Annotated in this window: 11 protein-coding genes and 1 pseudogene; 5 read left to right on the forward strand and 7 right to left on the reverse strand. The window is 73.1% G+C overall.

The features are described 5' to 3' along the window. Window positions 1-118 precede the first annotated feature (118 nt). The 3 genes from SLV14N_RS36555 (at window position 119) to SLV14N_RS36565 (ending at window position 4,131) form a co-directional block, all read left to right on the forward strand. Window positions 119-1,405, forward strand: coding sequence for a PP2C family protein-serine/threonine phosphatase (locus SLV14N_RS36555; RefSeq protein ID WP_263272664.1), 1,287 nt, complete (start codon window positions 119-121; stop codon window positions 1,403-1,405). A 387-nt stretch (window positions 1,406-1,792) separates the two neighbouring features. Then, entirely contained in the window at window positions 1,793-3,148 is a 1,356-nt protein-coding gene (locus SLV14N_RS36560; protein WP_263272665.1) for a DUF5685 family protein, read from the forward strand. Window positions 3,149-3,228: 80 nt separating this feature from the next. Next, on the forward strand, window positions 3,229-4,131 hold the full coding sequence (locus tag SLV14N_RS36565; protein ID WP_263272666.1) for a PhzF family phenazine biosynthesis protein: 903 nt from the start codon (window positions 3,229-3,231) through the stop codon (window positions 4,129-4,131). Window positions 4,132-4,296: 165 nt separating this feature from the next. On the opposite strand, the gene SLV14N_RS36570 is transcribed toward SLV14N_RS36565, so the two are convergent. Further along, window positions 4,297-5,118, reverse strand: a complete 822-nt coding sequence (locus SLV14N_RS36570) for a hypothetical protein (protein ID WP_263272667.1) — start codon at window positions 5,116-5,118, stop codon at window positions 4,297-4,299. Further along, a pseudogene (locus SLV14N_RS36575) lies at window positions 5,118-6,391 on the reverse strand (VWA domain-containing protein). The gene SLV14N_RS36570 and the pseudogene SLV14N_RS36575 overlap by 1 nt, the downstream one beginning before the upstream one ends. Window positions 6,392-6,867: 476 nt before the next feature. Here SLV14N_RS36575 and SLV14N_RS36580 point away from each other — a divergent pair. Beyond that, entirely contained in the window at window positions 6,868-7,740 is an 873-nt protein-coding gene (locus tag SLV14N_RS36580) for a fumarylacetoacetate hydrolase family protein (RefSeq protein ID WP_208687067.1), read from the forward strand. On the opposite strand, the gene SLV14N_RS36585 is transcribed toward SLV14N_RS36580, so the two are convergent. From SLV14N_RS36585 to SLV14N_RS36595, 3 genes are all read right to left on the reverse strand, one after another. Beyond that, window positions 7,719-8,537 (reverse strand): IclR family transcriptional regulator, encoded by an 819-nt coding sequence (locus SLV14N_RS36585; RefSeq protein WP_263272668.1) that lies wholly within the window; start codon window positions 8,535-8,537, stop codon window positions 7,719-7,721. The two genes, SLV14N_RS36580 and SLV14N_RS36585, sit on opposite strands and share 22 nt — an antisense overlap. Before the next feature lie 280 nt (window positions 8,538-8,817). Further along, entirely contained in the window at window positions 8,818-9,996 is a 1,179-nt protein-coding gene (locus SLV14N_RS36590; protein ID WP_263272669.1) for a MalY/PatB family protein, read from the reverse strand. Window positions 9,997-10,107: 111 nt separating this feature from the next. Further along, window positions 10,108-12,291, reverse strand: coding sequence for a SpoIIE family protein phosphatase (locus SLV14N_RS36595; RefSeq protein ID WP_263272670.1), 2,184 nt, complete (start codon window positions 12,289-12,291; stop codon window positions 10,108-10,110). 278 nt (window positions 12,292-12,569) lie between these two features. On the opposite strand from SLV14N_RS36595, the gene SLV14N_RS36600 reads away from it, so the two are divergent. After that, on the forward strand, window positions 12,570-13,403 hold the full coding sequence (locus SLV14N_RS36600; protein WP_208687076.1) for a GNAT family N-acetyltransferase: 834 nt from the start codon (window positions 12,570-12,572) through the stop codon (window positions 13,401-13,403). A 246-nt stretch (window positions 13,404-13,649) separates the two neighbouring features. On the opposite strand, the gene SLV14N_RS36605 is transcribed toward SLV14N_RS36600, so the two are convergent. Beyond that, complete coding sequence (locus SLV14N_RS36605) at window positions 13,650-14,495, reverse strand: (2Fe-2S)-binding protein (protein WP_263272671.1); 846 nt, start codon at window positions 14,493-14,495, stop codon at window positions 13,650-13,652. A 95-nt stretch (window positions 14,496-14,590) separates the two neighbouring features. Beyond that, window positions 14,591-15,442 carry a LysR family transcriptional regulator gene (locus SLV14N_RS36610; protein ID WP_208687080.1) on the reverse strand — a complete coding sequence of 284 codons (852 nt, stop codon included), beginning with the start codon at window positions 15,440-15,442 and terminating at the stop codon, window positions 14,591-14,593. Window positions 15,443-15,497: the final 55 nt, after the last annotated feature.

A 15,497-nucleotide genomic window follows, 5' to 3' on the forward strand; every position in this document is an offset into this window, starting at 1 on the left:
CGGCCGCACGGAGGATCCGGCGCGCCCGCCGCGGCGGGCCGTGATGCCGGCTTGCTGATGGTATGGGTGCATGAGGAGCGCCCCGCGCGCGGCGGGCCGCAGTGCCGTGGAGGTGGCCTTGTCGAACCGGGATGGCGCGGAGGCGGACCGGGACGCCGATCACGCCCGTGTACTGGCTCGTCTGCACACGGTGGAAGAGGCCGCCGAGAGGATCGGCACGACCCTGGACGAGCAGACCATCTGTGCCGAGCTGGCCCGGTTCCTGTGCCGGCACCTGTGTGACGCCGCGGCGGTGGAGCTGCTCACCGAGCCGGGCACCGGGGCGCGGACCCCGTCCCCGGCGGCGCTCACCCGTGTCGCGACGGCAGGTCTGGTGAAGGTGCTGGAGGCGCAGTTCCCGGACGAGGGAACGGGACGGCCCGAGGGCATGTCACCCTCCGTGCGGGCGCTGGACGAAGAGCAGCCGGTCACGGTGGCCGCGGTCCTGCCGGGCGGCCGCTCCGCCGAGGCCGTGGCGGCGCCGCTCCTGGCGTACGGCCGTCGCTACGGTGTGCTGCTCGCCCTGCGCGCGGGCGGCAGTTTCACCGAGCACGAGACCGCCACCGTGCACCACCTGGCACGCCTCACCGCCACCCGGCTCACCCACGCCCGCCGGTATGCCGCGGTGCAGGGCACGGCGATGGACCTGCAGCGGGCGCTCCTCGCTGAGCCGGGCCGGCCGCACCCCAACCTGGAGCTGGCCACCCGCTATCTGCCGTCCGGCACCAGCGCCCTGGTCGGTGGCGACTGGTTCGAGACGGTGCGGCTCCACTACGGGCGCACCCTGCTCGTCATGGGGGACGTCATGGGACACGGGCTCGACGCGGCGGTCGACATGAACGCCTACCGCTCCCACCTCCGCTATGTCGCCTCGACCGACCTGCCACCCCATCGGGTACTGCGGCAACTCGATGTCGCCGTGGCCGGGGAGGAGTCCCGCCGGCCGGCGACCTGCCTGCTGGCCAGGGTCGATCCGGCGCGCGGAATCGCCGCGTTCGCCAGCGCGGGCCACCTCCCCCCGGCGGTCATCGGCCCCGAGGGAGCCGCCGCCCTGGTCGATGTCCCCGTCGGCCCGCCCCTGGGCACCGGAGTGGGGGGCTACGAACTCATCACCCGCGCCGTCACGTCCGCGGAAACCCTGCTGATGTTCACCGACGGGCTCATCGAACGGCGTGGTGAGGACATCGACGCCTCCCTGTCCCGGCTGGCGAAGATGCGGGTGCCCGCCGGGGCCGGCGTGGAGCAGGTGCTCGACGAGGTCCTGCTCCGCCTCGACGGGCTGCACGCCGAGGACGATGTCGCCGTCCTCGCCGCACGGATGCGTCACCATCCGGGGGCGGAGCCGGCCGGACCGGTGGAGAACTGACGCCGGCCGGGCACCGGGACCGACGCCGCGACGCATCCGGAAGTCGGCTGAACGTTCCTGGCCCGCGGTGCGTATCTCAGGGTGAGCCGAGGGATTTCCCCGATTCCCGGCTCGGCCCCGGTTTTGCCTGTGGACCCGGGCCGCGCGGTCGCTCCGCCCCCGCTACCCCCTGGCAGAGGCGGAGCGACCGCCCACCCCCGCAGTTGCCGGACCGCCCCTCCCCGTGGATGCCGGGCCGGCCCGCCCCGATGACGGGACGTCAGCCGCACCGGGCCCCCACGAGGGGCATGTGTCCAGGTCAACGGCGCACTCGATACGCTTTTTCCGCCGCCGCCGGCCGCGGCTCTGCCCGGGGCCGGCCCATGCCGACTTCTCACGGGGATCCATATGTTCGGAATCGTCAGGCCCTGTACCCATCGTCTGTCCCAAGGGCTCAAGGCGGAGTGGATGGCCCATCTGTGCGGCCTCTGTCTTGCGCTGCGCGGCGATCACGGGCAGTTCGCCCGGGTCGTCACGAACTACGACGGGCTGATCGTCTCGGTGCTGACGGATGCTCAGTCCGGCGCTCCGGAGGTCCGCCGCCGGACCGCGGGACCCTGCCCCCTGCGGGGGATGCGGACCGCCTCGGTGGCGAAGGGGGAGGGCGCGCGGCTGGCGGCTTCGGTGTCCCTCGTGCTCGCCTCGGCGAAGATACGTGACCATGTCGCCGACCGGAACGGAGCACTGCGCCGCCGGCCGGTGGCCGCCGCCGCGCGCAAGGTCGCCGCGGGATGGAACCGGGCCGGGGCGCGCACCGGCGCCACCCTCGGCTTCGACACCGCGGTGCTGGTCGACGCGGTCGACCGGCAGGTGGGCATCGAGGAACTGGCCGGTCCCGGCACGCCGCTGACGGTCATCACCGAACCCACCGAGACGGCGACCGCCGCGGCCTTCGCCCAGACCGCGGTCCTTGCGGGCCGGCCGGGCAACGCCGCGCCACTGGCCGAGGCCGGCCGGTTCTTCGGACGGCTCGCCCACCTCCTCGACGCCGTGGAGGACCGCACGGCCGACGCCGCCGAGGGCGCCTGGAACCCGCTCACCGCCACGGGCGCCACCACCGCGCAGGCCCGCCGGCTGTGCGACGACGCCCTGCACGGCATCCGCCTCGCCCTGCGCGAGGTGGAGTTCACCGACTCCGCCCTGGTGCATGTGCTGCTGGTGCACGAGCTGCGCCGGTCGGTGGACCGCGCCTTCGGCACCGCCGCCTGCTCCCACCAGGGGCACGGAGCGCCGGGCCCCTACGGCGGCCAGGGCGGCAACCCGTACGGGAACGGACCCGGCGGGCCCGCCCCGTACGGTCAGCCTCCGCAGTACGGCCAGGCCCCGCAGTACGGCCAGGCGCCGGCCGGCGGCCCGTACGCCCAGGGCGGGCAGCATCTGAACGGCCCGCAGAACCCCTACCACGGCGGCCAGATACCCCCGGGTGGTCCGGGTGGTCCGGGTGGCGGCGACGGTGGCGGCTCGGGCGGTGGGGGCGGCGGGATGCCGCAGTTCCCGCAGAAGCCGAAGAAGCCCCGCGGGTTCTTCACCGGCTGCGCGGTCGCCATCGGGCTGTGCTGCACCTGTCAGCTCTGCTGTGCCGAGGAGTATGAGGGGCCGTGGTCGCGCAAGAAGCGCGAGGGGTGCTGCCAGAACTGCGACTGCAGCGGCTGCGGTTGTGAGTGCCTCGGCTGCTGTGAATGCCTCACCTGCTGCAACTGCTGAGCGCCGGCCGAGCCTCACGGGACACCCGGGGCCGGGCGTAGCCTGGAGCGCGATCCGACCCCGCCGAGAGGAGCCCGGCCATGGCCGCCGGTACGCCGTTCGCCTTGGTGGATGTCTTCACCGATCAGCCGCTGGAAGGCAATCCGCTCGCCCTGGTCCCCGACGCCGACCCGCTGCACGAAGGGCTGCTGCCCCGTATCGCCCGCGAATTCCATCAGGCCGAGACGACGTTTCTGCTGCGGCCGGAACGCGCCGGCGCCACCTGGCGGCTGCGTTCCTTCACCGCGGCGGGCGTCGAGGTGTTCGGGGCCGGCCACAACGCCCTCGGTGCCTGGTGGTGGCTGGCCGCCGCGGGCCGGCTCGGTCCGGGACTCGGCACCGGCCGCTGGTTCCAGCAACTCGGCGCCGAGGTACTGCCGGTCGAGATCACCGTGGACGAGCACGGCCTCATCGAGGTCACCCTGGAACAGCGGGCGGCGGCGTACGGGGACGAGCTGACCGACCGGGCCGCGCTGGCCGAGGCACTCGGAGTCGACGGCCGGGAACTCGGCGCGGCCGCCGGGCTGCCCGTCGCGCAGGTCGTCTCCACCGGCGCCGCGCATCTGATGGTCGGGCTCCGGGACCGTGGCGTGGTCGACGCCGCGCGGCCGGATGCCGCCCGGCTGCGGGCGCTGCTGCCCGAAGTCGGTGGCCAGGGTGTGTACCTGTACGCCCTCGACCCGGCCGAGCCCGGCGCCGATGTGCACGCCCGCTTCGTCAATCCGGTCGCCGGGATCACCGAGGACCCGGCCACCGGAAGCGCCGCGGGCCCGCTCGCCTGTCTCCTGGGCCGGCACGGCCGTGCCGGGGAGAAGGTGACCCTTGTGCAGGGGCATGCGCTGGGCCGCCCCTCGCACCTCCGGGTCACCGTCATCGACGGCATCCCCCGTCTCACCGGCCGGGCCGCCTTGGCCGCGACCGGTGAACTCCACCTGCCGGGGTGAGGCGGAGGGTGCCCTCCGCAGGCGTGGGCACTCCGCTCCGGCGGTGCAGGCGGACCGGAAGATCCGCACTGCCGCCGGGCAGGAGCCGACGCGCGTGAGCGAGCCTGACGAGGGAAGACCCGGCGCGGGGCGGCCACGGCCCGGTGTCCTGGCCGCCCCGGTCGGTCAGGCGCCCGGCGGCACCTGTGACGGGCGGCCGGAGCCCCGGGTGAAGCGGTAGCCGGCGATACCGGCGAGGGCCGCGAGCAGCCCGCCCACCGCGGTCCAGATCCAGCGGTCGGACCACCAGCCGGAGGACCAGCCGCCGTCCGGCTCGCCGAGGGCGGCGGAGGTCCCGGGAGCGCTGCTCTCCTCGGGCTGCGGTGTCGCGGCGCCGGCACCGGGCACCAGGGGCGCGGCGAGGCGGCCGTCCACCGCGTGGGCACCGCCCGTGTCGGCCGTGGTGGCGTCGACCTCGGCGCGGATGGGCAGACCGAGGTCGTCCTTCGGCAGGTCGGTGACCGTCAGCCGGATGTAATAGCTGCCCGGCAGCGGGTCGTTCGCCCAGGGTTCCGCCCAGGCGCGGACCGTGCGCAGGGTGCAGGACAGTTCGACGGACCCGGCGTCCTGCGCCGCCTTCCTGCTCTGCGCGCCGTACGTACACGCCTGGCGGCGGCGCAGCCCGTCGTAGACATCGAGCTGCCAGGTGGCGGTGCCGTGCCGGGCGGCCTGCGGGAGCGTCACCTTGGCCTTCACGGTGGCGCGCTGTCCCGCGTCCACGGGCAGCACCCAGTAGAGGTAGTCACCGGTGGAGGCGTCGGCCGTGGCCCGCTGCTCCGGCTTGATGGCGGTCGCGGTACGGAAGGAGGTACCGGCCTCGGTCGGAGCGGCCGCCTCGGCATCGGCGCTCGCGCTGGGGGAGGGGCTGTCGGCGACGGCGGTTCCCGCGAGGCCGAGGAGTCCGGCGCCCGCCAGCACGGCGGTCATCAGGGTGCGTAGGGTGCGCATCAGTTGGTCCTCCAGACGGTGACACGCCAACGGGATATCCAGCCCCACAGCAGACCGGCCACCAGCCCCGTGATCACCATCGCGGCCAGGAACCACCAGCCGTGGCCAAGGCCGAAGAAGGCCGCGTCGGAGGCCTCACCGGTGCCGTCCACCAGGTCGACGGTCAGCTCGACCGGCATGCCCGGGTCGGTCTTGACCGAGGCGGGCGCCGAGAAGGAGTTGCTGACCTGCAGACAGACGGTCTCCGCCGCGGGCTTGTCCGTGTCGTCCGAGGACGTGAGCGGCGCCTTGGGGTAGCGCAGCCCGGAAGAGATCACATCCGTACGGCCGTCGCCGGCCTCCGCACCGCGGACGATCTCCCGCCCGTGCACGGTCGAGGCGCGCAGCAGGACCCCGTAGTCGTTGTTGACCGCGCGGTCGGCGGCGATGCTCACCGAAGCCCGCAGCTCCTGGCCGGGCCGGACCGCCACCCGGTACCAGCGGTGCTCGGCGAACTTCTCACGGTCGGTGTAGACACCGGCCTTGAGCTCCGGCGCTTCGGCACACTGCTGGGCGCCCTCGGTCGGCTTCGGGGTGACGACGGGCCGGGCCGCACGGTCCACCAACTGGTGTACGCGGTCCCGGAGTTCCTTGGTGTGCTGGACCGAGGTGTAGGTACCGCCGGTCGCCTCCGCGATGCAGCTCAGCTGGTTGCGGGTCTTGGCGTTCGGCAGCAGCCCGAGGGTGTCGACGGTGAGGTGGATGCCCTTGGCGGCGATGTCCCGGGCCACCTGGCAGGGGTCGAGCGGGGCGCAGGTGTCCTCGCCGTCCGTGATGAGGACGATCCGGCGGGTCGCGTCACCGCCCTTGAGGTCGTCGGCCGCGCCCAGCAGCGCGGGCCCGATGGGCGTCCAGCCGGTGGGGGCGAGCGTGGCCACCGCGGCCTTCGCCTCGGTCCGGTCGAGCGGCCCGACCGGGTAGAGCTGCCGGGTGTCCTTGCAGCCGGTCTTCCGGTCCTCGCCACGGTAGTTGGCGCCGAGGGTACGTATGCCGAGCCGGACGTCGTCCGGCACGGCGTCCAGCACCTCGTTGAACGCCTGTTTCGCCGCGGCCATCCGGCTCTGCCCGTCGATGTCACGCGCCCGCATCGAGCCGCTGACATCGAGCGTCAACTCGACCTTGGGGGAAGACTCGCCTCCGGTTCACCGGCGGCGGCAGGTGTGGGGAGCAGTGCGACGGCCATCGCGGCGAGCAGGCCGCACACCCCGGCCGCCAGCCGTTTTCTTGTGATCATTGCCGGATCGTATGGAGAAACGCCCCGCTCTCCAAAACGGCCTCAAGGGCGGTGCGGTGAGCGGCCGGTGGCGGGCCCGGCCACTGTCGAGGCCGAACGGCCCGGCCCCCGTTCTTCCCCCCCGGCGGCGCGGTCCCCGGCCGCCGCGGCTTCCCCGCTTTCCCCTGAGTTCCGGTCATTGCGGCCGACGGGCGCTCTCCCGTACCGTCGGCATCCGCGTCTCACTGGATGGTGTTGAGTCCCAATTATTGGGACACGCCTTGTTGTTGAGGAGTAAATCATGTCATGGACGACCCAGGAGTGGGGCCGAGATGCGGATACCGCGTATCCGTATGCGCGGTGCCCGGCGCCGTAGGCCCGTACGGGCCGCTGCCCCTGCCCGAGGCTTCCCTCTCATCGGTCCGGATCCGTCCGGCCCGCATCCGCCGAGCGCCCCGCCGCACCCGCGACGGGTGCCGTACCGCCCTGGAGAGCCCATGTATCTGGCCACCGTTACCCACCAGGGGCGCGACCGGCTCGCCGGCCGGCTGGCCCCCCAGGACCCCTGGCGGCTGGCACCGCCCTCCGTCTCCCTGGCGGAGGTCATCGGCGGCACCCTGCCGTGGTCGTGGAACCAACTGCCCACCGGGGCCGACCTCGTGCCGGTCCTGCCGTACCGGCCGGGCGCGCTGTACGGCGTGGGGATGAACTACCGGGACGCCATCGAGGAGAGGGGTGGGGAGCGCCCCGCCGAGCCCCGTCTCTTCCCCAAGCTGTCCTCCAGTGTCATCGGCAGCGGCGAGGCGGTCGTCATCGACCCGGAACTCACCCAACGGGTCGACTGGGAAACGGAGTTGGCCGTCGTCATCGGCACCGAGGCCCGGCAGGTGTCCGAGGCGGACGCGCTGCGGTACGTCTTCGGCTACACCGTCGCCAACGACATCTCCGCCCGCGATCTTCAGGAGCGCGACGGACAGTGGCTGCGGGGCAAGGGCCTGGACACCTTCTGCCCCTTCGGGCCGGTGCTGGTCACGGCCGACGAGATCCCGGACCCGCAGCGGCTGCGGATCCGCACCCGGGTCAACGGCGAGACGGTGCAGGACGGTTCGACGGCCGACATGGTCTTCGGGGTCCCCGCCCTGATCGCCTACCTCAGCCGGTTCTTCACCCTGCGGCCCGGTGATGTGGTGCTGACCGGAACCCCGGCGGGGTGCGGCGACTTCATGCGGCCGCCGCGTGCCCTGCGGCCGGGCGATCTGCTGGAGTCGGAGGTGGAGGGGATCGGACGGCTGGCCAACCCGGTGCGCGGCAGCCTGCGCGACGGTGCCGGTGAGCGCGTCACCGTGCCTCAGGAACCGGGCGGCAAGTAGCCCAGGGACGAGGAGAGTTCACGGCAGACCTGAGCCACCACCGGGCCGTAGGTCGGCACCAGCGGCGCCATACGTTCGGCCACACCGGCCACGCTGATGCAGGCGACCGGCATTCCGGTGTGGTCGTAGACGGCGGCGCCGCAGCAGCAGCTCGACTCGTCGAAGTCCCGCAGATCCTGGGACCAGCCACGCTCCCGGGTGCGCTCGACCTCGGCGTGCACCTCCGAGACCGTGGCCGCGGACACCGGGGACATCGGGTCGCGGACCAGCTCGATCAGAGTGTCCTCCAGCTTCTGCTGCGGCAGCGCCGCCAGATAGGCGCGGCCCAGCGAGCTGGAGTGCAGCGGGCGGGAGGCGCCCGGCTCGGCGGTCACCACGGCCGGCCGGGTGCCGCGCTCACGGTGGACGAACACCATGGTCAGGCCGTTGGGCACGCCGAGGCTGACGGTTTCCTGGGTGAGCTCGGCGAGCTTGCGCAGCGCAGGCGCCGCGGTATCGCGCAGAGTGGTCGAGGACACCGCCGCGGACGCGAGCCGTACCGCCGTCGGCCCCAACTGCCACTGGCCCGCGGCCGGGGCGTGGGTCAGCCAGCCCTGCTCCTCCAGGCGGTCGACGAGACGGTACGCCGTGCTCCGGGTCAGCCCCAGCGCCTGGGCGATCTCCGGGGTCGAGACACCGCGGTTTCCCGCCACATGCGTCAGGATCGCCAGCCCCCGGTCCAGCGCGCCCGCGGCCCGCTCGCCCGAACTCCCGCCCCCGGACGCCCGGCCGGTCCCCGGCGCCCCTGACTCGCTCATCGTCGCCCTCGGCCCTTCCGGTACGCGCTGCGGATCCGATCGGTCGAGTGACACTACCGACCCAATTCCGGCGCTGTCACTGGGACTTGCGCCTGCCGTGAAGCCGTTGGCGCGTCCCGTCCCCGCAATGAACGAGATCATGTCCTAATGAATGGGACTCCGCAAGGTGTGGGGGACAAAGACGGCGATCCCAATGTCCGCATGTCCGCATGTCCGCCGGACCATGGCGCTCGCCGGTCACCGGGCGCGGGGCGAGCGCCCGTTGCGGTCGGTGCCGTGGTCAGGCCACCGCTGCGGCCATCCGCCGTACCGCCTCGGTGAGCAGGCCGGGCGAGGTCGCCAGGTTGAGCCGGACGTGCCCGGCGCCGCCGGTGCCGAAGCTCGTCCCGGGGCTGAGGGCCACTCTGCCGCGGGCGAGAAAGGCCGCGGCGGGATCGTCGCCGAGGCCCAGCGGGCGGCAGTCGAGCCAGGCGAGATAGGTCCCGGCGGCGGGGCGGTAGCGGACCTGGGGGAGCTGCTCGGTCAGCAGGCCGGCCAGCAGCCGGCGGTTGTCGTCGATACCCGTGCGCAGCGCGTCGAGCCAGTCGCGGCCGTCCCGCAGGGCGGCGGTGTGGGCGATGATCCCGACGTGGCTGGGGCCGTGGCTGACCTCTTCCGGGAGGCGGACCAGATCGTCGGCCGCGGCGGGTCCGGCGACGGCGAGCGCGGCCTTGAGACCGGCCAGGTTCCACGCCTTGGACGCCGACATCAGCGCAAGCCCGTTCTCCGCCCCGGGCACACTCAGATAGGGCACGAAGGCGGCGTCATGGGCCACCACGGGCGCATGGATCTCATCGGCGACGACCCGTACGCCGTACCTGTCCGCCAGTGCCGCGACGGCGGTCAGCTCCTCGGCGCTGTGCACGGCGCCGGTGGGGTTGTGCGGGCTGCACAGCAGGTACGCGGCCCGGCCGCCGCCCGCCACGGCATGCCGGAACGCCTCCTCCAGCGCGGCGAAGTCGATCCGCAGGTCCCCGCCCAGCGGGGCCTCCACCACGCGCCGGTCCATATGCGTCACGAACTGGTAGAACGGCGGATAGACCGGGCAGTTGACGACCACCGGGTCTCCCGGCCCGGTGATCAGCTTGAGCATCTCGACGATGCCCAGCATCACATCGGGCACGATCGCCGTGCGCTCCACGGCGAGCCCGTTCCAGCCCCACCGGGTCCGGGCGAAGTCGGCCAGTGCCGCGGCGTACGCGGTGCCCGCCGGGTAGCCGGTGTCGCCGAGCGCGACCGCGTCCGTGATCGCGCGGGCGACCGGTGCGGCCAGTGGTACGTCCATCTCCGCCACCCACAGCGGCAGCACATCCTCCGGGTAGGTGCGCCACTTCATGCTCGTACGCCGGCGCAGTGCGTCGAGGGAGAGCCGGTGCAGCGGGTTGGTGTCGTCGGGTGTGTCACGTGGCGCGCTGTCCATGAGGCCAAAATAGGCAGGTTCTCCGGCGGAGGGCAGAGGGGCGGGCTCATCGGGCGAACCTGCGCGCGCCGGGCCGGGGCCTTTCGGCCGGTGCCGGGTGTGCCGCAGCGGTCAGGTGGCGGTGAGGACCAGCGCGGCCTGGTCGTCGGGGGTGGACGGGCCCGCGAAGGCGGTCACCGCGGCATTGACGGACTCGATGAGACCGGCGGCGCCGGAGGGCGTGGTGCGCCCCGGGAGGAGGGCTTCGGCCAGGCGCTGCTCGTCGAAGAACGCGCCGGCGGCGGAGCGGGCCTCGGTGATGCCGTCGGTGACCAGGATCAGGCTGTCGCCGGGGGAGAGGACGAGGTGGCAGGGGGAGCCGTCGAATGTGGGGGCGACGCCCAGCAGCAGGCCCGACTGGGCGAGTTGTTCGACCGTGCCGTCGGCGCGGCGGACGAGCGGGGGGACATGGCCGGCGCGGATCAGGTCCAGCGTGAGGTGGGATGCGGTGTGCCGCAGTTCGCCGTAGACGAGCGAGACGAAGACGTCCTCGCCGAGGGAGCTTCCGGTGAGTGCGTCGTTGATGGCGGCGACCACGTCCGCCGGGTCGTGCAGCAGTCGCGCGGCGGCGCGGGCGGTGTGGCGGACCATACCGGTGGTGGTGGCGGCCAGGGCGCCGCGCCCGCACACATCGCCGATCATGAGCCCCCAGCGGTTGTCGGGGAGCGGGAAGACGTCGTAGAAGTCGCCGCCGACATCGAGCCCTTCGCCGGCGGGGTGGTAGGACGCCGCCAGCTCGGCGCCAGGAATCCTGGGCAGCTCGGGAGGCAGCAGACCGGCCTGCAGGTCACGGGCCAGCTGGACGCGGTCGGTGAACTGGTGGGCGTTGTCGGCGCTGGACGCGGCCCGGCGGGCCAGCTCCTCGGCGAGGGTGATGGCATGGCCGTCCAGGGGCGGGCCGGTGGCCAGGAGGGTCAGTACCCCGAAGGTGCGGCCGCGGGCGCCCAGCGGTACGGACACGTAACCGGTGACGCCGGGAAGTGCGGGGCGGCCGCCGCGTGCCACATCGGCGTGGTCCGTCTCCGTCGCACCGGAGGCCAGCACCCGGACCACCGCCCGCTCGACCTCGTCGTGCATGCCGGGGGCGGCAAGGAGCTCCTCGTCGGCCCGGGTGGCGGCGGCCACGGCGATCCGCCGGGTCCGGCCGTCCTCCAGCACATGGACCGTGCACAGCGGCGCCAGGGTGGGCACGGTCAGCCGGGCCAGGCACTGCAGACAGTCGGCATAGTGCAGCTCACGGGTGATGGCCGTGCTGGCCTCCAGCACGAAGGCCAGGTCGTCCCGGACCGCCTTCTCCCGCTCCTGGGCGGCGCGCCCCGCCTCCATGGCCTGATGGCGTTCGATGGCCAGCGCGGCAATACGGGCGAAGGCGCCGCTGAGGGCCACGTCCTTGGCCGCGGGGGCCTTGGGGATGCGGTGGTAAATCGCGAAAGTGCCCAGCAGCCGGGCGTCCGTCCCCATGATCGGGGTGGACCAGCACGCCGCGACCTCGGCCCGCTCGGCCAGGTCGCGGTAGTTCTTCCACCGGTCGTCGGTGGCGATATCGGTGACGATCACCGGCTCGCGCAGATAGGCGGCCGTACCGCAGGAGCCGACGTCCGGACCGATTTCGACCCCGTCGATGGCGTCGTTGTAGAAGGCGGGCAGGCTCGGGCCGGTGCCGTGCAGCAGATGCCGGCCCTCGGGATCGATGAGCAGCACCGAGACGATCAGTTCCGGTGACAGCTCCTCGATCGCCCGCGCCATGCCGGTCAGGATGTCGCCCAGAGGGGCGTCGCCCGCGATCTGCTCCAGCAGGAGGCGCTGCTCGGCCGCGAGGAGCTGGGCGTGGTGGAACGCGGTGGTCTCCACCGCGATCACGACCACTCCGTCGATCTCGCCGAGCGCGTCCCGGCGGGGCTCGTAGGTGAAGTCGAAGAACCCCTCCCGCTCGGCCCCTGGCGCACCGAGCACCAGCCGCCCCGCGTGGGCCCGGTACGCGGTACCGGTGCGATAGACCTCGTCGAGCCGGTCGAGGACGCCCTGCGGAGCCAGCTCGGGAATCAGCTCACCGATCGGCACATCGGTACGTCCGCGGTCGCGTCCGAAGGCCTCGAAGAACGCCGGATTCGCCGCCTCCAGCAGATGGGACGGGCCGCTCAGCGCGGCAAAGATCACCGGAGCCTGATCGAAGAGGTCCTCGTACTCCTCGCTCCGGCGAGGCGGGGACCTGGGATGTGTGGTGACCGCGCCGAGGCGATCCGACTGAGTGGACATGACAGGCAACTCTTCCTGCACGCACCGATGCGCGGTCCGTCCTCCTCCCACTCTGGCACACCGCTCAGCGGATTCCAGGCCACGGCCGGAACGGTCGCCGAGGGGATCCGCTCGGCGACACAGCGACACAGCGACACGGCGAGCGGGGGCGCGGGATCACGTCCGGCTTTGGGGATTCCTCCCGTATCGTCCAGGCGGTCGATATGCCTCAGGCGTCGAGCGAGCGGCCCCGGTTCCGTACGGACCGGGCCGTTCCACGACCACCGCAAGGAACCGCAGTGATCGAACTCGCCCCCGACCAGCTCCCCCCGCTCGCCCGCTGGTTCGCGGCCGGGTCGCCGGGGACGGCAGCGCTGGCCGAACATGTCCCGGCCTCCGGAACCGGCTGCTGGTGGGCCGACAGCGCCCAAGCGCCCCGCGCCCTGGCCGTCGCCTGCGCCGGTCATGTGCTGCTCCGCGGTGACCCCCGCGACCTGGCGCCGGATGCCCTCGCCGTCTTCGACGCGCACTATGTGCAGGCCCCTACCTGCTTCCTGCCGGCCCTGCGCAGTGCCTTCGGCCGGATCGTGCCGTGGGAGCGGATGCTGTACGTGCACCAGGTGTCCGTGGCGGCGCCGTGCCCGCCCCGCGGGGTGACGGTGCGCCGACTGGTGCCGGAGGACGCCGCGGCGCTGGCCGCCCTCGCCCCGGACGCGGCGTGGCTCCATGCCAGCTGGGGCGGCCCGGCCGGCCTCGCCGCCTGCGGACTCGGCTGGGCGGCCTTCGGGGAGGACGAGCTCCTCGCCGTCGCCTGTACGTACTTCCACGGCACCGCGTACGAGGACATCGCCTGCTACACCGCCCCCGCACACCGTCGCCGGCGCCTCGCCCTGGCCTGTGTGACCGCCCTGTGCCAGGACGTCGCCGGCCGCGGCCACACCCCCAGCTGGACCTGCTCCCGCGACAACCGCCCCAGCCGTCTCCTCGCCTGGACCGCCGGCTTCCGCCTGGCGCACGAGTATGTGCACTACCTCACCGGACAACCGGCGCGGCGCGGTCCGGTGCCGGGTGCACCGTCGGATCACCCGGCTGCCGCCGCGGCCCCCGGGGACACACAGGCGCCACCTCGCTGAGCACCGCGGTGGCGGGGCCGGGACTACGTACGCTGACCTGGCGCGCCCGCACCCAACTCCCTTCGGACAAGCCGGCAGAGGTGCTGGAGGGCGTCGGGGCCGCCATTGACGGGATGGGCGGCAGTCACGATGCGGTACGTGACGGTGCCGGTCACGGCGACGCGAACCGACGCCGCCTGAACCGCAGTTGAGTGGTGCGGTCACACGCGGTATCTACCTCATCTACCCGACCCGGACCCGCCGTCCTCACGAACCGGACCCGGCCGCCGGCGGAACCGATCCGCTCCTGGGCAGCGTCCTCGGCCACTCCCGGTCCGCCCTGCCGGCCGGTCTCGATCTGCCCCGTCCGCGCACCAGCACGCAATCGCCGCACACGGCGCCCGCGGCATTCGGTGCGGCCTGGTAGATCAGACAGCAACTCCTGCGTGTGAAGCGGCCGTTGTGGGTGTCCAGGGTGTGGGTGTCCCGCAGTTGCGGCTGCCGCAGGAAGGCCAGGGCCGCTGCGCGGGCGGGCTGTTCCAGGTCCGGGGCCGCCGCCGTGATGCCCGTCGCCGCGCCGTTCACGGCCGAGGCCACGTTGCCCCACAGGATGCGCCGGGACACCGAGAAGGGGGCGAAGGCGTCCACCAGAGCGCGGACCGGTCCGTCCAGCATGTCCGCGGCGATGGCGCCGGCCGTGCGGGTGTCACCGCCGGCGACCGGGGTCACCGCCTCCCGGGGCAGCGACAGCCGGAACGCGCCGCCGAGGGCGGAACCCCACCACAGGTCGCCCAGTGTGAGCGGCCGCGACGGCAGGCCGTGCAGAGCGGCCAGGCCAAGGACCGGTGAGATGACCCGCGCCACCAGGCCCAGATGGGCCACCGATGCGGCCACCCGAGGCGCGACGGCTTCGGGTGGTCGGCCGCTGTTGGCGGCGAGGGAGGCCCGCACCGAGGCGACTCGCTCCCGCAGGACGCCACTCCCTTCCCGTGCCGCCTCGCTCAACGGCCGCCAGGGCGGGCTGAGTTCGGACCCCGCGGTGTGGGTCTCGAAGGCGCAGAAGGGTCCGAGTGCCGCCAGGTGTGTCGTCGACGCGGCGGAGGGTTCCGTCATGGTGTGCGGTCCGATTCCTGGATGGGGGCGGTGTCAAGTTCCCCGGAGGGGGGGAGTGTGCGGTCGTTCACGTGCGTTGCCGTTCACGTGCGTGTTCACGTGCGCTGCCGGTAGAGGTCGGTGAGCAGCGCGACGGCGGCATGCGTGGCCGGATGCGGGTCATGGCGTCGCCAGATGAGGTGGACCGCGACGGGTGCGGCGTCCCGGATCCGCCGGAAGACGATGCCGTCGCGCCGGTACTGGTTGACGGTGCTCTCCGGTGTGATGCCGACGCTGCGGCCGGTGGCGATCACCGTGAGCCAGTCGTCGATGTCCTGGGTGTACTCGACGACCGGACGCGTATCGGGGGGCCACAGGTCGGCGGTGGTGGTGCCGGTGCGCCGGTCGATGAGGAGGGTGCGGGCGTGGATGTCGGCCAGGGGGATGGCGCGTCGTTTGGCCCAGGGGTCGTCGGCGGCCATGGCGCAGTAGCGGCGTTCCCGGCCGACGACGGCGCTGGCGAAGCGTGCGTCGTCGAAGGTCGTGCGGACCACGGCGAGGTCGCACAGGCCCTCCGCCAGGCCACCGGTGGCGGAGTTGGTGCGGACCAGATGCAACTCGATGTCGGGATAGCGGGCCGCCCAGCGGCGCTGGTACTCGGCGGTGTGCCGGCCCATGGCCGACCAGGCGTGGCCGATGCGCAGCCGGGTGTGGCCGGTGGTGGCCTCGCGGATGAGGTTGTCGGCCTCGGCCAGCACCTTCCGGGCGCGCGCCAGCACCTGAACACCCGCGGTGGTGGGGATGACGCTCCTGCTGGTGCGGTGCAACAGCCGTACGCCGAGGGAGTCTTCGAGCGAACCGAGCGTCCGGGACACCGCAGCCTGGGAGATCCCGAGGTCGATGGCGGCATCGGTGAAGCCACCGGCATCGACGATCGCCACCAGACAGCGCAGATGTCGCAGTTCCATCCCACATCCATAACCACAGCGCATTGATGAGTACGAGCATGCATTTTATGTATGG

The organism is Streptomyces sp. Je 1-4 4N24 (assembly GCF_026239515.1).
In the GTDB taxonomy this organism is placed as follows: domain Bacteria; phylum Actinomycetota; class Actinomycetes; order Streptomycetales; family Streptomycetaceae; genus Streptomyces; species Streptomyces nigrescens.